Origin of the sequence: Roseofilum sp. SBFL (assembly GCF_017746885.1) — a bacterium.
Classification (GTDB): Bacteria; Cyanobacteriota; Cyanobacteriia; order Cyanobacteriales; family Desertifilaceae; genus Roseofilum.
On record NZ_JAGHZH010000016.1, the window covers coordinates 23,961 to 44,586 of the forward strand.

The following is a 20,626-nucleotide window of genomic DNA, read 5'->3' on the forward strand; positions in this document are numbered from 1 at the left end:
TAGCACTCTCTTTCTCTGCTATAGAACTCCTCTCTTCTATAGAGTACAGCCTGAAATCTTAGATCCCAAACCATACAAGCTATTGCCTATTGCCTATTGCTATCAGGGAGTTAATCAGTTGAATTAATCGCTGTTCCTCACTAGCCGGTAATGCAGGAGAAATGGGTAAATATAGTAGGGTTTGTATTAGTTCTTGAGCGTGTGGTAACGGGCTTCCTTCCGGTGTCCGAATGGCAATTAAGCTCGTATTTCCTTGAGTAGCATCAAAGCCAGAATCGCGCAGTGTTTTCATCCAAAGCTTAGGCGATGGAGTTTGAATCGGAACGACCCAAAACGAGTGTTGAGTAGCACGATATCCGGGCCAGATAACCGAACTATCGAGTTGACTTAAAAGCCTTTTTGCTCTAAGGATACGATCGCCATAACTCGGACAAGTTTGCAGCCGATGAGCCAAAAATTGCAATAACAGTTGAGGGGGTTTTTGCCTCAGTTGGGGGATGAGTTCTCCAGCTCTGAACCCTCTGGCGCTCGATCCGATCTCCCGATCTACATCTTTACCTAGGAGCTGTATCGATCGCACCAGAGCATTATACAGATAAGGGTCACAGATCGCTTTAATAGCTAAATATTTGATCAGGCGTTGTCTATACCAGCGATCGCCTTTGAGGGGATAGCGATCGCCAATTTCTCTCATTTTATTGGCCAGAGCGTAATCACGAACAATCGCCACACCACCCCCCAATGCCGTACAAGTCTTGATCGGGCCGAAACTAAATAAACTCACCTCTACTTGTTCATCCCCCAAGTAATAAGACTGAGCAAAAGCTTGGGCACAATCTTCTACCAAAATAATCTGATGTTGGCGACAGAGGTCAATATACGGCGCGAGAGGAATAATTGATCCAAACAAATGGGCCATGACAAATAGACGGGTCTGAGGCGAAATGAGGCGGCGGAAATGGTCTAAATTAGGAGCTAAGGTATCTAAGTCTAGATCGACAGGAATGGGAACCAGACCATGAAATTCAACAATCTCAACCATGTGGCGTACATTCACCCCACTCATGAGCACCCCGGTCCCTGGAGGAAAATCCAGTGCTTGCAAGAGCAAATCGAACGCTGTTCTAACGGAGAGGGTGACTTGAAGAGAACGGGAAGGGGGCCAATGGGAAGCGATCGCCCCTTCTAATTCTAATCTCGACTGTGAACCCCCAACGAATCCACCGATCAGATCTGGCCATTGCACATCCAATCCCAAGCGTGGATAGGTTTTCAAAGCTCAGTTCCTATCAACCAATAGGTCGTCATCATCCCTTTCCCCTTCACCTCAATTTCACCCCGCTTTTCAAATGAATAGCGATGTTTAAGCCGTTCATAGGCCGCTTCAGTCACCTGAATTTTACCCGGAATGCCCATAGATTCCATACGCGAAGCCACATTCACCGCATCTCCCCACAAATCATAAATAAACTTCGCCATCCCAATTACCCCAGCCACCACAGGACCTGTACTCATGCCAATTCGCAATTGAAGCGGTTGACCATTCGGTTGACGAAAGCGAGGAATTGCCCGTTGCATATCCAGCGCCATTTGGGCGATCGCCTCCGCATGATCCTCACGGGGCATCGGAATCCCACTGACCACCATATAAGAATCCCCAATCGTTTTAATCTTTTCCACTTGATGTTTTTTCGCCAATTTGTCAAATTGAGAAAAGATTTCATTGAGCAAATTGACCAACTCCGTTGCCGAAATTCCTGAAGACATGCGGGTAAAGCCCACGATATCAGCAAACAAAATGGTCACCTCATCAAAGCGATCGGCGATCAAATTTTTCTCTTCCTGTTTCAGCCGTTGGGCGATCGCCCCGGGCAATATATTTAAGAGCAAATCTTCCGACTTCTCCTGCTCTGCCCTTAAGGCGGCTTCCGCCTCCTTCCGCTTTGTAATATCCTCTACTGTTCCCTCACAAAACAATAAATTTCCTTGCTCATCGCGAACGGCTCTAGCCTTCTCAGAAGTCCAAATAATACTGCGATCCTGGCGATACACCTGAGAATCAAAATTAGAGACCCCATTTTCCCGCTCAATCAACCTCATAAACTCTTCTCGACGACCTGGATCGACATAAAGATGAGTCCCCACATTTCGCAAGCGCTCCATTAACTCCTCTGGAGACGAATAACCATACATCCGAGCCAAAGCTGGATTGGCACTCAAATAGCATCCATCTGGAGTCAGTTGAAAAATACCTTCGGCTGCATTCTCAAAAATACTTCGATATTTTTCTTCTGCCGCCCGCATAGCATCCACAACTCGCTTGCGTTCCGTGATATTCCGAGCTACCCAAATCACGCAATTATCTGGCATCGGAGAAACACTAGCAGCAAACCACACCTCATTTCCCTGCGTATCCTGAGATAGAAAATCCTGATTTTCCTCCACCATTCCTGGCATCAGACAAACGGGCAAAGAATACTCTAAGTTCATGGTTTGCCCCGTTTCCACAACCGCCTGAATTTGCCGGGCAAAAAGCTCTGCTTGTTCGGGAGGAAAAACATCATAAACCGTTTTTCCCACGCGATCGGTTGTGGGACTAAACAAGGTCTCCGAATTAGTCGAAACCACCTTCATAAACCGACCGTCAGCATCAAACACCGTAATAATATCTGTCATTGCCGCAAACAATGCCCGCAATTCTGCCTCAGACACCCGCAGTGCTGCTTCCACCCGTTCCCGTTCTGCCACCTCCACGGTTAACTGATCCACTGCCTGCTTTAACTCAACCGTTCTCTCCTCAACCCGCTGTTCTAACTCCTCATTCAGCCGTCGGAGTTGCTCCTCTGCTTGCTTGCGCTCGGTAATATCCTCAACTGTTCCCTCGTAATAGAGCAAATTACCCGCCTTATCCCGCACCGATCGCCCATTCTCGGAAATCCACGTTAATTTGCCATCCAACCGGCGAATCTGGGACTCAAACCCCACAATAGAATCGTACTGCTCTAGCAAATTAATAAATTCTTGTCGTCGTTGAGGATCGAGATAAAGCTGAGACTCAACATCAATAAGCATACTTTTCAAGTCTTCTGGGGAGCCATATCCATAAATTCGAGCTAAAGCCGGATTAGCACTTAAATAGCGCCCGTCGGGAGTCGTCTGAAAAATGCCCTCCACTGCATTTTCAAAAATCGTCCGATACTTATTTTCTGCTTCGCGTAGAGCTTCTTCTGCTTCTTTGCGTTCGGTAATATCAATTCCGACTGTAAAAGCCGCCTTATTCCTATCATATTTTTGGGCCACAATCAAGAATATTCGATGTTTTCCCTTAATACGCATCGCCACTTCCCGAAAGGCTTCCAGAGTATCACTGGCAAAGAAATCTTGCACAAATCGATCGAATCCATCACTACTCCCTAAAAAGCCCAAGGGTTTGCCAGCAAATTCTTCTGGGGGCAAATTAAAGATCTCTGCTAAATGACGATTAACTCCCAGGTAGCGCAGATCGTGACTAATCCAAGAGACCGTTCCTGGTACCGCTTCTAAAATGGCTTCTAATTGATCTTTAGCCGTGCGCAAGGCATGAAGGGCTTGATAGCGTTCAGCAATCTCTGCCACAAACTGATCGTTAGACTCCTTGAGCGCTGCCGTGCGAGCCTCTACCTCAGACTTAAGTTCAGCTTCTGTTTTTTCCCATCGGCTTTCCCAGTCAGCCTGAGTTGACCGCAGTTGATGTTGCAAGTTAATCACTTGCTGGCGCAGGCTGACTAATTCCTGTACCAATTCTTCTTTCGTTTTATCCTTGTCTCTCATCGGCTGGTGTTTCGGACTGAGTCCGACATGAACAGGTACCTGTAAGGAACGGTGCATCATGTTTTTATGGTTGGTATGGTTGGCATCAGCGGCAAACTGTCTTGCTGCTTATCGCACCCTGTCACATCTGGAGTTTTAGCAATTAGATTTAGATGGAGAAACTTACTTGGCGAGGAAGTATCGTTACATCCGCTCAGATTAGGACTGAGATTTGTTCTAATATTGAGCTATGATAATAGATTTTATGATGGCTGAGGGTCATAGATCTCTAAGTCCATTTAAGTTTTAGTCAAAGATAAAAGATTGTTATTATCCTCTCTCCAAGGAGATTGCTAACGGAACCGGATCATCTGAAGAAGACAGTCGATCTATGTTGGAATGTCAAGGGTCATGATAGGATAAGCCTCTGATCGCCTAACTGTTCTATTGTGTCTTTCTAGAGGACTTAACGCCAAGGGACGATCTGCCAATTATGCTTGTTTGTTTTATGATTCAGGAGTTGATAATGAGCGATGGGCCGATTCCAGTAATTGTCAATGGTGCAGCCGGGAAAATGGGCCGAGAGGTCATTAAGGCTGTTTCCCAAGCTGAGGATATGAAGTTGATTGGGGGGGTGGATCTCAATCCGGATCATAAGGGCAAGGATGTAGGAGAAGTAGCTGGATGTGGCCCTCTAGAAGTCCCCGTTCTGAATCAGTTGGAGTCGATGCTAGCCTATGGGACTCAAGAGAGTCAGTTGGGGGTGATGGTAGATTTTACGCACCCGGATTCGGTCTATGAAAATGTCCGCAGTGCGATCGCCTACGGTATTCGTCCTGTGGTTGGGACAACCGGTCTGAGTCCCCAACAACTCCAAGAATTGGCAGAATTTGCCGATAAAGCCAGTACGGGGTGTTTAGTAATTCCGAATTTTTCTATTGGCATGGTTCTATTACAACAGGCGGCCATCCAAGCGTCAAAATATTTTGACCATGTAGAGATTATTGAACTCCATCATGACCAGAAAGCGGATGCTCCCAGTGGAACAGCGATAAAAACGGCCCAATTGTTAGGTGAGTTAGGTAAATCTTATAATCCTCCCAAGGTCAAGGAGAAGGAAAATATAGCGGGAGCGAGGGGAGGTTTAGCGGATGAGAATATTCGGATTCATAGCGTGCGCCTTCCAGGGTTAATTGCCCATCAGGAAGTCTTATTCGGTTCCCCTGGAGAATTATATACCTTACGCCACGATACCAGCGATCGCCTTTGCTATATGCCTGGCGTTCTGTTAGCTATTCGTAAAGTCTTAGAACTGAAAACTCTGGTCTATGGTCTGGAGAAGATTCTGTAATTTATAATTTATAGAGTTTAGTTTCTTTAACTGATGACATTACAGCTCGAAGCGCTGTAATTCTACAGCATCCCGGCCATCCACCTCTTTTAAGTAAACTTTCACCTTTTCTTCCCTAGAGGTGGGCAACTGTTTCCCCGCAAAATCGGGGTGAATAGGCAGTTCGCGATGGCCCCTATCCACCAACACCACCAACCAAATTTCTGCCGGTCTTCCATAATCACTGACTGCATTCAGAGCAGCTCGAATCGTTCGTCCTTTATAGATGACATCATCAACTAAAACGACGGTCTTCCCCGATAAATCTAAGGGAATTTCGGTTTTTGCCGGCGTTCTCACGCCAATTTGCTCCAAGTCATCCCGATAAAATGTCACATCTAATGCTCCCACCGCAATCGGAGTTTGTTCGAGCAACGTGATTTGTTCAGCAATTAAATGGGCCAAAGGAACTCCACGGGTATGGATACCCAATAGCACGATTTGGGATAATTCCCCTGATTTTTCAATAATTTGGGAAGCTAACCGAGTTAAGGTTCGACGAATTTCGTCAGCATCAAGAATTTCAACAATTTGAGTGGCCATAATTGCACTGAGATAGGGAGGACTTCGGACAAGTTTCGGGGAAGCTCTCTTTTGATTATCGTCGATTCACCGGAAAAAAGCGAGGGCGATCGACAGGGTAGCTCAGAAGAGGTCTAAGCCCCAATCCGAGAGGCGGAATCCCAGGCTAATCCCTAACCCTAACCAAATGAGAAAACAATGGCGAGTTAGGCTTAGGGCTTGGCTGATAGAAGTGGGGGTAATGGGGTGGATACGATCGCCTAAAAGGGGTTTGATTTTGATCGTTGTGCCGTAGCGATTGACCCCTCCTAATTGCACTCCTAAAATGGCTGCATAGACACATTCACTCCATCCAGAATTAGGGCTAGGGTCATGGACTGCATCCCGTTTGCACAGAACCCAAACTTTTTTTAATTGACCGGATAATAGACCCAGAGTAATCACTGTTAAGCGACAGGGAAGCCAAGTTAGTAAGTCTTCCAGCTTGGCACTAAACCAACCGATATATAAGTAGGGGGATTCTCGATAACCAATCATTGAATCTAAGGTACTGGCAGCCTTATAACACATCGCCAGAGGGAGTCCACCCAAACCAGGAATTAGACTGCCCAAAATAGCATAAAAGAGGGGCGCTGTCACACCATCAATGGCATTTTCAGCGATCGTTTCTAGGACGGCCCGAAGAATTTCTGGTTCATCGAGGGTTTGGGTATCTCGACCTACATACAAACTGAGCTTTTGGCGAGCGCTGGGGAGATCTCCAGCTTGTAGAGGATTGAGGACATCCAGGGCAGCATGGTGTAAACTTCTGCCCGCAAAACAACTGGCTAAAAGTATGCTTTCAATACCGATTCCTAGGAGAGGATGACCCTTGTTAGCCAGCCAGACGATTCTATCACTAACTAGGGCCGCCATGCCTATGAGGGTAAGCCCTAGGATAACTCCTGCCCACCGTTGGCTCTGGGGAGAGTGGAAAGATTTAAGGATAAACTCTGTGCCCTGAGCGATCAGTTTTCCCATGAGTTGAACGGGGTGAGGCCAATGCCAAGGATCGCCGATCGCAAAATCCAGAATTGAGGCGATCGCTAAAGAGATCTGGGGCCAGAAGAATACCATAAGTTTTTGCCCTAAACCACAAAATTACTGGCTTCCCCTTGGGAGGCTTGCCAACTACGAGCATCGAAGTAGAGATCTTCTAGGGAAATAGTATACAGGGATTCTTTAAGTTTTTGATGGAGGCGATTCCATAAACTATAGGTTACCCAGTCTTCTACTTGATTGCTATCGGGAGGACGATTGGCTAGAGAAGGTAAGCTTTCACCGACTGCTTCGAGGATTTGCCCCAGAGAAATATGGGCAGGTTGATGGGCTAAACCATAGCCTCCTTGTGCCCCTCGAACCGAATAAACTAAGCCTGCTTCTCGCAGTTGAATTAAGAGTTTTTCTAAATAGGCAGCCGAGATATCTTGACGAGTGGCGATCGCCTGCACAGATGACGGGCCATAGCCGGGTTGTAAGGTTAAATCTAACAGGGCCTTAACACTATAATGACCCCGGGTTGTCAACTTCATCTCTAGGGCAATCTATTAATGGGATGGGGTGACTTATGACCTTTATGGAAACCCTCACAATCGCTTACTTAGCATCCGGTTGTCTGAGGTCACGATTTTATTCTGACATGGGCCAACTTTTGTGCCAGGTGTTGTAATATATTGTTACTAGCCGTTGGAAAGAAAAACCTTTTTTTTTTCGGCAAATATCCGTTAAACTGAAAACAGTTCTAAATTGAGCCATTAAGTAATGAGTAAAGCAGAGAAAACAAAACCTCTAGTCGGTCAAGAGTTAGTTGACAAGGTTAAAGAGCTAGACCACCTGAGCAAAGAAGAGAAAGCGAAAGCATGTGGCTACTGTACCTTCACTAAAGGTGGAGTAGAACGGGTGAATATGATGAAATTCCTCAATGCATTGATCGATGCAGAAGGAATTGAGCTGGATGGGAAAAGCTCATCGAATGGACGAGGTGGACGCAGTGCCAGCTATCGGATTACGGTTCAATCGAATGGCAACTTACTCATTGGAGCAGCCTACACTAAGCAGATGAATCTGCAACAGGGTGATGAGTTTGAAATCTCTTTAGGTCGCAAACATATTCATCTGAAGCAAATCGGAGGTGAAGATAACGCCGAAGAATAAGTATTTGCTCTCTCTTTCGAGCAACCAGTGGGCAATCTAACCTCTCTGAATCCACGCCTGTGAATTCGGGTTCAGGGGAGAAATGCAGGAAGAAGACTCCAGAACAGAGTGAATCTGGAGACCGCCTCAAAAGAGTAAGGATTCTTAACCTGATTTCTCCCTAGGTCTGGGGTAAAATAAAAAGGGTTTTCAACGCATAAGTGCAATGAATGCAGATACATTTAATTTTGAGAGTCACTCCTCGACTTGTCCCATTTGTCATCAAGTCCAGGTCTTACCGTTGGGACAGTTGCAGAGTGGATTGTATATCTGTCCCTATTGTCATCAACGATTAGTGGTCAGCAAGAGTGGCCATTATGTCCGCGATCCATTCAAGTTGAAACCCTTCATTTCCAGTCAATTATTGCGCCGCCAAAGTCATCCCCTAGCGAGGGTGATGAGAGATTTTGGTAGTGCTAAACCCCCCTGTTGGATCGCGGTTATGGCTAGCATTGTACTGTTTAGTTTTGCCTTAGCTGCCACTGAACGGTTAAAAGAGTTAGACAATCCTATGCCCCATTGGATGCAACAAGGCAGTCAAATTATGCGATCGCTACATCCACAACTAGAACTCGAACCCTAACCCAAAAAAGCTGAAGATTTGGTAACTAATGTCCAACCTTCTGCTGATCCTAAGCGTTGGACTCCCTGGGGAAAACGAGCTTCGAGTTCCTCTAATCCTGCTTCGTCTAAAAGGAGATAGGGTTGGGGGTATTGAGACCAAGTGTGGAGAATTTGCTCAAAATTGGCGGGAATGAGGCGGCGATCGCTGTAAAAATCTAGAGAAGGACGACCATGGGGATAATTGGTCATAATCGGTTGTTGCACCGGAGTATAGGCAATCAGCACTTCAGCCACGGGTTTAACAGCAAATCCTTCTTCAAGTTCCCAAACCCAAATTGGAGAAGCCATCAATAGAATCAACGACACATACAATCCCCATCCTAAAATACCAATAAACTGATAATCACCCTGTTGAAATAAAAGGCTAGCGACGGTCAAAGTAAGGGCAATGGACCCAAAGAGCGCAGGAATTATCCAACTAGAAACCGGTTGAGCGATCATCACATATAGGGTAGCACCCCAAGAGGCGATCGCTAATCCCCAAAAACTTCCAGTTAAGCTTTTGATCAACCTCGATTTCAATCGCGGAACGCCTTGGGAATAGGCCCGCCAAAATTCTGTCAGTTGCGCACCTCCAGCTAATGCTAAGGCGGGATATAAAGGCAGAACATACCAAGGTAATTTGGTACTCATGATAGAAATCGCTGTAAAATAAACCCCTCCCCAGACTAAAACCAATTTTCCCCAACTCAGACTCCGGTGTTGCCAAGCTAATCCTAAACCGGGAATAACCATCAACAACCATGGAAGGGATAATTTCAGAATTTCTAGCAGATAATACCATGGGGGGCCAGAACGATTTTCTACAGACTGCCAAATGCGACTAAACGATTGATGCACTAATCCGGTTTCTAAAAACGGGTCTCCATAATGGAACAGTTGTAGACCGTACCAGAGTGCAACTGGAATGAGACCTAAGATGATCCCAGTCCAAAGATAAACGGACTTGAGTAGACGGGGAGTATCCCAAGCTAAAAACAGGAGTGCGATCGCCCCCAATAACAGTGCTAAAATACTTTTTGTCAGCGCAATTAGACCCAATCCTAACCCCAAACCGAGACTATCGCGAACATTACGCCGTCCCTTCACAGCAAATAGCATCATCAACAGCAAAAAACATAAAACTGGCCCATCTAGCATCGCTAACCGGCCGTGGCGAACCACAGGTAATAAGGTTAAATAAATTAAGGTAGAAAAAATAACTGGCAGTCGTTGTCGAAACACTTCCAAACCTAAGCTATAAAAAATAGGAACAGAGGTAGCGGTAAGCAACGCAGAAGGAAAACGAGTCGCCCATTCATTGACCCCCACCAATTGATACATCAGAGCAATTAACCAATGCACTAGGGGGGGTTTATTAAAATAGGGTAATCCGGATAACGTGGGAAACAACCAACCTTGCCAACTAGAAGAGAGGCTAATATTGCGGGCAACTTGGGCAATGGTTCCTTCATCCCAATCTCTTAAGGCCACTCCTCCTAGATTAATCAAAAATAGTACCAGAGCTGCTACCAGGAATCCCAACGCCCAGAATCGATCTATGCGGCGATCAACTCTCAGCAAACGGTTAGGTGAGCAAAGAGACCAAAAATTACGGTACATGGAAGATTACAGCGCTTCGCGCTAGGCAAAAGATAATCCAAGAAAAACGGGTTTTACCCTTATTACAGTTGATAGTCAAGTATGGGCTATCAACTGCTATAGTATACGTCTTCAGTAGAAAGATTTTCTGTTGGGCAACCAAACAGCCCACTCATTCCCTAATTCTCTAAATTGGAGGCTCAGTTAATGGTTAAACAAGTGCATCGAGTAGAGCGTCATTCAGGAGGTCGAGGGGCAAAAATTGCAGCTACTGCGATTATTTGGCCCTGTGCGGTAGTCATGTTAGCTCTTTGTATTCCGATTGTAAAAGTGGTGAAGAGTGAGTTTGTGCCCTTAGCGATTATTTTAGGAGCGAGTGGCAGTACCGCGTTAGTTTGGTTTAGTCCAGCGATCTCCTCTGGAAAACAGGAAAATGACTGGGATGGATCGTCTGAAATTATCGATCCTCAACAGACAACCTTAGTAAAAACTGTGGATTCTGAGGCTATCAATTCCCACCATTGGAGTAATGTATCGGAATCCAATCAGGAAAGTATTACCCCCATTTTGCCCCTGTGGTAGTTGATATAGCAGTGAACTCTTAAGTTAGGATGGTTAGGTTATGGTTTCAGGCAATAGGTACTCTAGCAATAGGCAATAGAAAGCATACTAACTCTCCTCTTCCCTATCTCCCTATCTCTTACAAACTGATTGGATAAACTCAGCAGCAGTCATTTTTAATCCCCATGTTTTGCCGTATATTTGACCATAACCGATCGCAGTATGGGGCGATCGCCATAACTGCCAGTGATCTACTCCTGGATCGGCATAAAATCCCCCATCTCCTAAACCCAAAAGACTAGAACTACAATGGGTAAAATAATCATGACTGAGGCGATAAATAGGAAAGTCTCCCATTAACACGACTCCCCAGGCATCTAGAGCAATTAAGGACTGAATATTGCCCCCTGCTTGATGCCAGAGCCAACAAGCGGCGATCGCCCCTACTCCTCCAGCGCTATAGCTAATTACCGTGATTTTATTCTCACAGCCTCTGGGATCTCCGAAGGCTTCCACCCACTCCTTAAACAAGCTCCTTCCATCGAGCGGACACCCCGTGGATCGGATACTTGGAGCAGGCAGATCCACCACTTCCAGAAACTCATCAGTTAAGGAAGGAGGATGAAATCCTGGACAAATCGCGATCGCCACAACTTCAAGATTCTGAGGTGGATTTTCGGCGCTCCATTCGATTCGGAGGCATAATCTGGGGACGAGGTGAGCCAGAACCCGACAAAATCGGTTTAGGAGTACCGACGCTTCGGTGCTTAAACTGACCGCCTATTCTGGGGCGACCCGTAGCGCGAGGCGATCGCGGTTTTGTCGATCTAGGCAGTGGTCCTATACATAATGCCTCTTGAATGACCAAATCCGTTCCTTCTCGGGTGACATGGAATTCCCAAAAATGATGAAGTATTCTACCCATCAAAGCTCCCTTGAGCGTGAGCTTAAACGATCGCGGTTTTTCCCCTTTTTTGCGTGGAGCTTGATTGATCTTAATCTTCACCTCTCCTGTTTGTAGAGAATGAAACACCACTTCTCCCCGAATTGAGAAATAATTATCACCCATCAATGGATGCAGATTTTGTCCAGAAAGTTCAGGTGAATCGAGGGTTTCTGGTTCCCAAACCCCCAATATTTGCGTATGTAAATTGTCCTCTTTTTCTCGGGTGCGCGGATAAACAACCCAGAGATGCTCGACATCCAAATCTAAATGTTTTTTGATCAAACTCATCATTCTTCCGAGCAAAACCGCATCAATTTCTGTACCATCTGAAGTGACAAGGGTGCCTTGAGTTAAGCGATCTCCGGCATAATACCGGCCTCGAATTAAACCGATCGCTCGGTACTGTAAGGGTTCAGAGGGAGCGGGAATGGGTTGACATTGCTGCTCTGAAGATAAGGAAGAAGATGCCAGGATAGAAGAAAACATGCTTGATGAATGGCGAGGGCTAGATAGGAGATAGGTGCTTGAACGAAGAACCCTGGCATAAAGCCTTAGGGTTATTTCTACGGAAAAGCTTATTATAACAAGGGTTTGATTTCCCATTCTTCTATGCAAGTGGCTACACCGTAAATCCGTACTCTTTTGAATAGGTTTTGAAGGGGTAAAATCTAACTTGGCCTTTTGTCTTTTGCCTCTTGCCTCTTGCCTTGTCCCGATTCCCTTACAATGGCTAGAAGCGTTCAAGGGATTTGGTGTGACGATTAAGCGTAAGAGTTGGGTTCTCAATGCCATTTTGATTTTAGCTGTGGTTGCCCTGTTGGGGGTTTCCACCATCCCTCCCCTCACTGAAGCCTTTCGTGCTTCCACTGCGGCAACATCCAACGCTTCTCCAACTCCAGTAGTGGAGTCTCGACAAGCGAAATTAGAAGCTCAGGAACGGGGATATGAGTTGGTTTTGGAGCGAGAACCGGAAAACCAAAGTGTGTTGAGGGGATTATTGGATGTACGGTTAGAATTACGGAATATTGCAGGCGCGATCGCCCCTTTAGAACGGTTAGTCGAACTCAACCCCCAAGATGTCCAGTATCAAGTCCTCTTGGCTGAAACTAAGAACTATACTGGAGACCCCGACAGCGCTGCTGATATCTATCGCCAAGTGTTAACCCAAAACCCTGGAGAAATGACCGTCTTACAAGGGTTGGTTGACCTTCAACTCCAACAAAACAATCCCCAAGCGGCGATCGGGGTATTAGAAGAAACGCTCACAAAAGCCCCCCAAACCAATGAAATTAAGCCTGGAACCATCGATACTGCCTCCGTTAAACTCCTATTAGGGCGCGTGTATGCCGACTTAGAACGGTATGAAGAGGCGATCGCCGTCTACGATCGAGCCATAGAAGACAATGAAACGGACTTTCGTCCTCTGCTGGGAAAAGCGATCGTTCTCCAACGCCAAGGTAAACCAGACGAAGCCAAACCCCTCTTCACCAGCGCCACCATCCTTGCCCCCTCCGAATACAAAGATGAAATCGATCGCCTCATGAACGAAGGATAGGGGGATTGCCCATGACCTATTCCCTATTACCAGCGCGTAGCGCTACAATAGGAGATTGCAGCAAAAGAACAAGAGGTTCCCTATGTCCCGTACCTGTCAACTCACCCGCAAAAAAGCCAACAACGGCTTTGCCATCTCCCACTCCCACAGACGAACCAAAAAACGCCAAGAAGTCAACCTTCAGACTAAGCGCGTCTGGTGGTCTGAAGGCAACCGCTGGGTTAAACTTAAACTGTCCACCAAAGCCATCAAAACCTTAGAAACCAAAGGCATTCAAGCTATGGCCAAAGAAGCTGGAATTAATCTCAACCACTATTAATCTCCGTAACCCATAGGGGTTTGGCCTCCCAACCCCCTCCTCTACACCTAAGCAAATATCCCCTCAGCCAACTCGAAGGATATCCCCAGCCTACCCCAACCGTCTTTACACGGATCGCATTTATAAAGCCCCTGCAAAGGTCATGTAAAATCACGGTTGATGATAAAGAAGAAATTTTGTTAAGACAGAAGGGAATACTATCTAAAACAGGGCCAGACTCATATGGAATCTAGGTCACTGGTTGCGATCGCTCATAGCAAGTGAAACCAAGCAATTTCAACAGGCTTGGACATTGCTTCACCTATGGTCAGAATTGCGATCGCTCAGTCGGATTCCATAACGTTTAGGGATGACCCTTTAATAGGGTGTATCTAGGTTTATTCTCCCTCTTGCATCTATCCCCTTCCACGTCTAGGACAGCTTCTATGTCTATCCAACGCCTACTCAGACAGCTCCGGAACAGTTTCCTTAACCTAGGGAAAACTCTAACGCGATCGCTCTCCCATTTTATCCAACGAGGATTGCGCTCACTCTTCCAGATCAGTCGTCAGCGACAAGCCGGGTTTGTTCTTCCCACCGTCACCATGGTGATCCTCGTCGTCTCGCTACTCAGCCTAGCCATGTTGCTTCGCTCCACAGACCGCGCCAAAAACGCCCACAACTTCCGGGTCAATGAAGCAACCTTAAACGCCACAGCCCCAGCATTGGATAGAGCAAAAGCCAAGATCGCCGCTATTTTTGAAGACCCTAACATTCCCAGAGGAACTCCATCCGACACCGCATTTATGGGTGCATTTGGAGATCTAGGCAGTGGAATTGAAAACTATACCTTTGGGGATGAAGTCCCCCTAAAATTAGTCTTTGATATTGATGGGGATAGCAACACAGGAGAAGAAGATAGTGGTGCCACTAAAAATACCAAGAATGATGAAACCGTAAACACCGCCTGGAAATTCCCAGTTGATACCGACAATAACGGGAAATTTGATAGTTATACCCTCTATACCATTCTCTTCCGCAACCCCACCACTTCAGGTGGCGAATTCACCCGTGCCCGAAACCCCCTAGAAGCCCGAAACCTACCAATGGAAGGGGCTAGTGGCTCCGCATGTGCCAACAACACAGGAGGAGGAGCCAGTTTAGTCGGTGACTCCGACTGGTTTCAGTTGCCCAATGAGCAAAAACTGAAAAAAGCATTCTTTGTTTATGCAGCCACCGTACCCATTGGCCCAAATACGAGTGGCGCTCTGCCCACTGGTCTAGATGCCAATCAATATGAGTTATATCCAGGAGGAACCAAAGGATTTTCGGCCCTGGAATATCAACAAGACTGGAGTCGAATTCCCCTAGCCAATAATGCCGTAGTTTACCAAGATGACCTCCTCACCTTTGCCGGTAGCAATCAGTTCTTCAATGGCCGCATTATAACCAACGCTAACCTTATGGTAGGCAAAGGGAAAAACGTCAGGAGCTTCACAACCAAATTTTTCCTAGTTAGTAGTAAATCCTCCTGTTTTTACGATCCAGAAAGCAGCAAAATCCTTGTAGGCGGAAATGTTGGGAATAACCGTTATGACGATTTTGCCTTTGCCAATGGCACCGTCCATGTAGATGAACTTCATCTATTTCAGGGAGAAGGAAACGATCCTACATTCAACACTAACTTTGGGAAAGTAGACAGCGTTACCACTACAACCGTAAGTGCAAAAGAATCTCTATACAATAACAATGCTTACAATCAACGAATTTCCTATTTAGTCAATGCTGCTTTTTGGTTAGGGATAGGTGCTTATCCCAATGAACTTCTCGCTGGGAGACCTCCAGCCAACGTGTCCGAGCAAGAAGCAAAAGATTACTATACCAAATACTTCAAACAACTCACTCGCCAAATCCCCTACATCGAAGTTGAGCCTGGCGATAATGCCCTATTTATTCCCACAATAACAACGGGAACCGGGATAGCAGCCAATGGGTTTTTAGTATCAGTTGACTCAGAAGCCAAAGCAAAAGACTTCTTTAAGCTCTCTCACGGTTCCGAGACAGCAGATCAGACTGGACTAGATCCCCTGCGCCCCCCCCATCAATGGATGTTCCCCGTCGATCCAGGCAATAATGCGACAACCTACATGCAATCGAAAACCAGTAGTGCCAACAAGCTAGAGTTGGCACTAACCCGAATTCCAGCGACGAATCCAGAAGAACTTGATGGTAAAGAAGAGCGGATTGGAGATAGAGTTTTAGTCGGTAATAACCTACCAGAAACCATCTACATTGATGATAGCAGTATAGAAGCTGAATCAAGATTGCTCTCAGGGATACAAACACAGCAACAGGTTACCGGAGTAAAGTGGCGACAATCCGGTTCAGCCACAGACTCAACAGTCGATCGCACCCGACAGTCTCAAGTCGTTAGTTTACCCAACTTAGGCGACCTATCGCGAGGTGGACAATGGGAAATTGATGCAGCAACAGCTCCTAAAGATAAGTTTGATAATGTCGGTGGCTTGAGACTTGTCACGGGTGCAGGGATTTACTTACCTGGAGCGAATACAACAAGAACTCAACCCACTCTAGACGAAACAGGTGATGATAAAAATGATAAAAATATCATCATCTGGCCCGATTATTATCCCGTGGCTCAGAAGCATCCTGAAGTGGTGTTCGATCAGGATAATAACCCAACAACTGAACCGGTATCAGTAGACTCAGCCGCTAACACAACTCGTCCTTATCTGAGGATGCGAGCAACTGTTGTTTATCACCATACTGAACCGTCAAAACCCTTTGCTGAGAATGGTTATAAAGATGGCGATCAAACTCACCAGAGACCTATCGCTTGTATCGCGAACTATTACGATCCCACAGATACCAATAGCGATACCACTAACTCTAATAATGGCAAGGTCTACTCTTGGAGAAACACTTCAGAAGGAACCTATACCAATATGTTGAAGTATCAGGCTGCCCTTCGCTATCCTGAAGTCATTCACGATCACCCTACAGCAGATCTGGTGGGAGACCGACGAGTGAATCCCTTACTGGCTTCTGCATTAAACAAAAGTTCCGTTACCGATCGCACTATTGCCGAACAAAGCGCAGTTGAAGCCGCAATTTGTGCTTTAGATATTCTCAATGGGAGTGCAACAGCCAGTAGCACAATTGATGACAATGCCATTAAAGAAGTAGCCTTCCTTGATGCAAGGCAGATTAAAGCGAATGATGTCCATAGCTTACAAGTAACCGGTGGAGCGGGTGGCACCTATACATTAACAAATGGAATGCCCGATCCAGCATTTGAAGTGGGAGATCTGGTGACCATTGAAGAATACCAACGCACTCCTACAACAACCCCTCCAGTAGATAAGAATATTCCCAAGATTGTTCGCGGACAAATTACCGCCATAAGTGGTAATAACATTACAGTGTCTACCACTATTAATGGATCGGTTTATGCCGCTTCTGATCCTTCAATTAGTTCAGATGGAACCGGATGGATTACTGAAAGCTTAAGTAGTCGCTACGATCTCCCCATCGAAGAACGGTATCCCCTAGAAATTCGCGCCACCCAAATCGATCTCGAGAAGCTCAAACAGAAAACCATTGGCACTTCAACAGATCCTCAAGAATATCTTATACCCAACAGTGGAATTATCTACGCAACTCGCGAAGATTCACTTCCCGATCAAACCGTTTGGGTTGAGAATGGAAGAACTACCTTCAAACGTACAGGTGACGCAGAAGCCGATCTACCCCAAAGTAGTACTGACTTCAAACTCGATCCCACTCGTCGCCCGAATGCCATTCTCCTGATCAACGGAGAAAAACTAAACCGAGGAACGACCAATGATTACCGTCCAGAAGAAAAAGGGTTCATCCTAGCAACCGATCTACCCGTTTATATACAAGGGGACTTTAACAGACATCTTTCAGGTGCTGACGAAGTTGAAGAATTCACTCAGAAGTTGAATAAAACGACTTATGCTAACTTCTACACTCGCTCAACCCTTGACTCCAAATTTGCCTGTCGTAAAGGACAACCCGGTTGTAATGGAGATGGAGATACTTGGCGTAGTGCCACTGTTTTCGCCGATGCTTTAACCCTCCTATCCGATGATTTTAAATTCGGATATCGCAGCGATGGTAACTATGACCTTAACAATAACCAAGGTGATGCTCGCTCCATCACCAAGCGTCGGCACAATGGCTTCTACACCAATGACTTTGCAGCCAGTCTTAACTTTACCGATGCCGAGTATAAAGCAAAAGGACCTGGAGACACCCCCAGCTCCTACTTCACTAACTTTGTTACCCCAGTTCAGCGTCGGGTAAACTTTCCAGAATACGTGATGGAAATCTGCGAAAAACTTCCGATCTCCGAGTGCGAACCCAAAGATTGGCATATCATTGGTATAGATTTGAATGGCAATGGCAATACCAATGATACGTTTGACGAGTCTAATATTTCCATCGATTTCAATGGAGATGGCGATACTGCCGATACGTTTAACCGGACGATTACAATTGACTTAAATGGAGATGGAGATACTGCTGACTCTTTTAGTGAGAATAGCGTTGATATAGATTTCAATGGAGATGGAGATACTGCTGACTCTGTTGATGAATCCAGTCTTGCTATAGACTTAAATGGAGATGGAGATACTGATGATTCTTTTGAGTATTCCGGTATTGACCTCAATGGAGATGGAGATACTACTGACTCTGTAAGTGAATCTGATATTGTTCTTGACTTAAATGGAGATGGGGATACTAGCGATAGTATTGCAGAAACAGCAATTGAAATCCGCCTTAGAGAATCAGGTCTAACTCTCGATCTCAATGGCGATGGGGATACCACAGACACGGGTATTCCTGAAAAAGAGGTAAGACTGGGTAGCTCTGACTGGGTTTTACAGGGAATGCCACGTCCTTTACTCACCACAGCTCAAGACAATCTAGACAACAAATTTGCTGCTTTCCCTCGCCGTGTTGCATTTTTGCGAGATCAAAACTACAAGTTAGTCTTAGAAGCAACCAATAACACTCCTATTGCTTTAGGAATTAAGACGGATAAAGTTACCTACTTACCCTATGTGGATAATCAGCCTCTAAGTAGCGTTGACTTTGGTAGCAACGTTCGATTATTCCCAGATACAAAACTCAATAGAACCGTATCTGTTTTGGAAGCAAGCAAAAAGCTCACTCCTAACAATTTACTCTTAGACTTAAACAGTATTGCTGGTCAAGTCGATCGGGATATTACCAACCAAGATAACACCCTGTGGTTTAGGACAACAACAACTCCTACTGATCCTACAGACACCACTGGATGGAGATATCACAGTCAGCGGTTTTTATCTTATCTGAACGATGACCTGACTACTGATCCAACAGTGCAACCCCTATTAATTCCTATCCTGCAAATCCATGCAACAGATTCAGCTCCTGGAACAACCAGTGGTGATGCTGGGAGACCAATGGAGGTTGATGGCAGCATTGCTGCTAATGGGACTTTTACGATTGATAAAAACTCCAATAACGACAGCCTTGATACAGATTGGGTACAACATGCCAAGACCGGTGGAACAACTTTTAATCTGGTCTTTGTGTCAGGAGATACTGCTGGACGACCGGACGAGTTAAACCGAAGCTTAGGTAACTTCCCTCGATTTTTAGAAGACTGGAATGGGGTTAATGTCAACATTACCGGTTCGTTTATTCAAAAAGGACGGAGTGTCTATGCCACAGGTCCGACAGATTCAGTTCTGAACTCTAAGTCAACTGTGACCAAGGGAATATATGGCGAACAAATTGGTCTATTTGGTGAAGATCAGTTCTATGCTACGGGTAACGCAAATGGGATTCTGCCCTTCTATAATGCACCCGGTCGCCCTTGGGGGTTTGATGTGGGGCTGTTAACCCAAGCGCCTGACTTGTTTGCCCAACGATTTGCCATCAAAGATGATACTCCTCCCAATGAATTCTATCGAGAAGTGAGGCGAGATGATCAATGGGTGGAAACCTTGCTCTGTGCTGGTCAACCGGACAAGCGCCTCGATCTGGCAGATTCAACTAAAACCGTTGCACAACAAGGTGGGTATGACAACGCTGGAGATCCGTATGATAAAGATGTCAAGATTGCTAACAACGCTAGTGTCTCCTATCAATACGCTATCTCTAAAGATCAACGCCCTAGTACATGTCAATAGTTCACTCACCCTAATCCTTACAAGGCAAACCTATGAAACCCATATTCCGAGAACCGAAGAATCATTCCTTCCCACCTAAAGGTGAGTCTGGCTTTACCTTGATTGAATCGCTCGTAGCAGTGGTTATCCTGACGATTATGTTGGTGGGGATAGCGCCAGTGATTGTGCTGGCAACCGCTACCCGCATTCAAGCTCGGCGGGTGGAGCTGGCAACGCAAGCCGCTCGATTCTACATCGATGGAGTCCGAGCAGGCAGTTTACCGGCTCCTAATTCCGTGGTTGAACTGAAAGAAAAAGTCGATCCAGCAACTCGGAAATTTATATCTAAACGGGAAGATTTTGCGAAAACAGTTGCGCCTGCACAATCTTCTTTGCCCGCCACTTGTCCTCCAGCTAGTCCCAATGACTACGAGAAGGGGGGGTATTGTAAAAATCAAACCCTTGCTAGTGCAAAAGAAGCTTCAGCAACAGATGTCAGTTTATATTGCTTTGATGGAGATGATCAGTCAGGATGTCAAGCAAGTAGTCCCAATGATTTTATTGTCCAAGCTTATCGTAGCGTGACGGATAAGACTAAAGCTACAGCCCAAGCTACAGCCCAAGGGCAACTCGATCAAGGTTATTTGTTGGGGATTCGGGTTTACCGCGCGGATGCCTTCAAGGATACAGGCACACTGTTAACCCTGCACGCTGATGGTGTCCAACAACGCTCTTCTGGAGCAACCTTAAATGTGAAAGCCCCCTTATTGGAGATGACGACAGAAATCCAAGGAAAGAATGATAATATCACTAACTTTAATAATCGCTTTAAAGGAGGTTAATAATATCAAGTAGGGGCGAAAATTTTTTCGCCCCTACCAGATGCAATAGCAAGGGTTAAATAGGTTTAGGGGTAATATTG

Annotated in this window: 16 protein-coding genes; 8 read left to right on the forward strand and 8 right to left on the reverse strand. The window is 45.8% G+C overall.

Annotated elements, in window-relative coordinates; all coding sequences use genetic code 11:
* Window positions 1-79 precede the first annotated feature (79 nt).
* Together J7545_RS01270 and J7545_RS01275 are read right to left on the reverse strand one after the other, a co-directional pair.
* Complete coding sequence (locus tag J7545_RS01270) at window positions 80-1,276, reverse strand: DegT/DnrJ/EryC1/StrS family aminotransferase (protein ID WP_318719019.1); 1,197 nt, start codon at window positions 1,274-1,276, stop codon at window positions 80-82.
* Complete coding sequence (locus J7545_RS01275; RefSeq protein WP_318701783.1) at window positions 1,273-3,870, reverse strand: adenylate/guanylate cyclase domain-containing protein; 2,598 nt, start codon at window positions 3,868-3,870, stop codon at window positions 1,273-1,275. The genes J7545_RS01270 and J7545_RS01275 overlap by 4 nt, the downstream gene beginning before the upstream one ends.
* A gap of 445 nt (window positions 3,871-4,315) precedes the next feature.
* On the opposite strand from J7545_RS01275, the gene dapB reads away from it, so the two are divergent.
* Window positions 4,316-5,140, forward strand: a complete 825-nt coding sequence (gene dapB / locus J7545_RS01280; protein WP_413038675.1) for a 4-hydroxy-tetrahydrodipicolinate reductase — start codon at window positions 4,316-4,318, stop codon at window positions 5,138-5,140.
* A 39-nt stretch (window positions 5,141-5,179) separates the two neighbouring features.
* On the opposite strand, the gene pyrR is transcribed toward dapB, so the two are convergent.
* The 3 genes from pyrR to J7545_RS01295 all read right to left on the reverse strand — a co-directional run bounded on the left by pyrR (window position 5,180) and on the right by J7545_RS01295 (window position 7,272).
* Entirely contained in the window at window positions 5,180-5,722 is a 543-nt protein-coding gene (gene pyrR / locus J7545_RS01285; RefSeq protein WP_318701781.1) for a bifunctional pyr operon transcriptional regulator/uracil phosphoribosyltransferase PyrR, read from the reverse strand.
* Between the two features lie 102 nt (window positions 5,723-5,824).
* A complete protein-coding gene (gene cbiB / locus J7545_RS01290; protein ID WP_318701780.1) occupies window positions 5,825-6,817 on the reverse strand; it encodes an adenosylcobinamide-phosphate synthase CbiB in 993 nt (330 codons plus the stop codon).
* A gap of 11 nt (window positions 6,818-6,828) precedes the next feature.
* Window positions 6,829-7,272 (reverse strand): Rrf2 family transcriptional regulator, encoded by a 444-nt coding sequence (locus tag J7545_RS01295; protein ID WP_271942821.1) that lies wholly within the window; start codon window positions 7,270-7,272, stop codon window positions 6,829-6,831.
* A 229-nt stretch (window positions 7,273-7,501) separates the two neighbouring features.
* Here J7545_RS01295 and J7545_RS01300 point away from each other — a divergent pair, with 229 nt between their 5' ends.
* Window positions 7,502-7,894 (forward strand): AbrB family transcriptional regulator, encoded by a 393-nt coding sequence (locus J7545_RS01300; RefSeq protein WP_271942818.1) that lies wholly within the window; start codon window positions 7,502-7,504, stop codon window positions 7,892-7,894.
* Between the two features lie 205 nt (window positions 7,895-8,099).
* Window positions 8,100-8,516 (forward strand): hypothetical protein, encoded by a 417-nt coding sequence (locus J7545_RS01305; protein ID WP_318701779.1) that lies wholly within the window; start codon window positions 8,100-8,102, stop codon window positions 8,514-8,516.
* Here the strand turns inward: J7545_RS01305 and J7545_RS01310 are convergent.
* Complete coding sequence (locus J7545_RS01310) at window positions 8,513-10,159, reverse strand: glycosyltransferase family 39 protein (RefSeq protein ID WP_318701778.1); 1,647 nt, start codon at window positions 10,157-10,159, stop codon at window positions 8,513-8,515. The genes J7545_RS01305 and J7545_RS01310 overlap by 4 nt on opposite strands.
* A gap of 186 nt (window positions 10,160-10,345) precedes the next feature.
* On the opposite strand from J7545_RS01310, the gene J7545_RS01315 reads away from it, so the two are divergent.
* Entirely contained in the window at window positions 10,346-10,720 is a 375-nt protein-coding gene (locus tag J7545_RS01315) for a hypothetical protein (protein ID WP_318701777.1), read from the forward strand.
* A 111-nt stretch (window positions 10,721-10,831) separates the two neighbouring features.
* Here the strand turns inward: J7545_RS01315 and J7545_RS01320 are convergent, their stop codons facing one another.
* Together J7545_RS01320 and J7545_RS01325 are read right to left on the reverse strand one after the other, a co-directional pair.
* Complete coding sequence (locus J7545_RS01320; protein ID WP_318701776.1) at window positions 10,832-11,350, reverse strand: hypothetical protein; 519 nt, start codon at window positions 11,348-11,350, stop codon at window positions 10,832-10,834.
* Between the two features lie 4 nt (window positions 11,351-11,354).
* On the reverse strand, window positions 11,355-12,131 hold the full coding sequence (locus J7545_RS01325; protein ID WP_318701775.1) for a hypothetical protein: 777 nt from the start codon (window positions 12,129-12,131) through the stop codon (window positions 11,355-11,357).
* A gap of 202 nt (window positions 12,132-12,333) precedes the next feature.
* Between J7545_RS01325 and J7545_RS01330 the strand changes: the two genes are divergently transcribed.
* The 4 genes from J7545_RS01330 (at window position 12,334) to hpsB (ending at window position 20,546) form a co-directional block, all read left to right on the forward strand.
* Window positions 12,334-13,200, forward strand: coding sequence for a tetratricopeptide repeat protein (locus J7545_RS01330; protein ID WP_318719020.1), 867 nt, complete (start codon window positions 12,334-12,336; stop codon window positions 13,198-13,200).
* 82 nt (window positions 13,201-13,282) lie between these two features.
* The gene (gene rpmB / locus J7545_RS01335; RefSeq protein ID WP_271942798.1) at window positions 13,283-13,519 is read left to right on the forward strand and encodes a 50S ribosomal protein L28; all 237 of its coding nucleotides are present in this window, start codon (window positions 13,283-13,285) and stop codon (window positions 13,517-13,519) included.
* Window positions 13,520-13,944: 425 nt separating this feature from the next.
* Complete coding sequence (gene hpsA / locus J7545_RS01340) at window positions 13,945-19,725, forward strand: hormogonium polysaccharide biosynthesis protein HpsA (RefSeq protein ID WP_318719021.1); 5,781 nt, start codon at window positions 13,945-13,947, stop codon at window positions 19,723-19,725.
* A gap of 32 nt (window positions 19,726-19,757) precedes the next feature.
* The gene (hpsB, locus tag J7545_RS01345; RefSeq protein ID WP_318701772.1) at window positions 19,758-20,546 is read left to right on the forward strand and encodes a hormogonium polysaccharide secretion pseudopilin HpsB; all 789 of its coding nucleotides are present in this window, start codon (window positions 19,758-19,760) and stop codon (window positions 20,544-20,546) included.
* Window positions 20,547-20,626 lie beyond the last annotated feature (80 nt).

What these genes read in the sequence shown, in the direction of transcription:
- J7545_RS01275 (WP_318701783.1), bottom strand. Translation starts at nt 3,870, where the DNA reads ATGATGCACCGTTCCTTACAGGTACCTGTTCATGTCGGACTCAGTCCG.
- dapB (WP_413038675.1), top strand. Translation starts at nt 4,316, where the DNA reads ATGAGCGATGGGCCGATTCCAGTAATTGTCAATGGTGCAGCCGGGAAA.
- pyrR (WP_318701781.1), bottom strand. Translation starts at nt 5,722, where the DNA reads ATGGCCACTCAAATTGTTGAAATTCTTGATGCTGACGAAATTCGTCGA.
- cbiB (WP_318701780.1), bottom strand. Translation starts at nt 6,817, where the DNA reads ATGGTATTCTTCTGGCCCCAGATCTCTTTAGCGATCGCCTCAATTCTG.
- J7545_RS01295 (WP_271942821.1), bottom strand. Translation starts at nt 7,272, where the DNA reads ATGAAGTTGACAACCCGGGGTCATTATAGTGTTAAGGCCCTGTTAGAT.
- J7545_RS01300 (WP_271942818.1), top strand. Translation starts at nt 7,502, where the DNA reads ATGAGTAAAGCAGAGAAAACAAAACCTCTAGTCGGTCAAGAGTTAGTT.
- J7545_RS01305 (WP_318701779.1), top strand. Translation starts at nt 8,100, where the DNA reads ATGAATGCAGATACATTTAATTTTGAGAGTCACTCCTCGACTTGTCCC.
- J7545_RS01310 (WP_318701778.1), bottom strand. Translation starts at nt 10,159, where the DNA reads ATGTACCGTAATTTTTGGTCTCTTTGCTCACCTAACCGTTTGCTGAGA.
- J7545_RS01315 (WP_318701777.1), top strand. Translation starts at nt 10,346, where the DNA reads ATGGTTAAACAAGTGCATCGAGTAGAGCGTCATTCAGGAGGTCGAGGG.
- J7545_RS01325 (WP_318701775.1), bottom strand. Translation starts at nt 12,131, where the DNA reads ATGTTTTCTTCTATCCTGGCATCTTCTTCCTTATCTTCAGAGCAGCAA.
- rpmB (WP_271942798.1), top strand. Translation starts at nt 13,283, where the DNA reads ATGTCCCGTACCTGTCAACTCACCCGCAAAAAAGCCAACAACGGCTTT.
- hpsA (WP_318719021.1), top strand. Translation starts at nt 13,945, where the DNA reads ATGTCTATCCAACGCCTACTCAGACAGCTCCGGAACAGTTTCCTTAAC.
- hpsB (WP_318701772.1), top strand. Translation starts at nt 19,758, where the DNA reads ATGAAACCCATATTCCGAGAACCGAAGAATCATTCCTTCCCACCTAAA.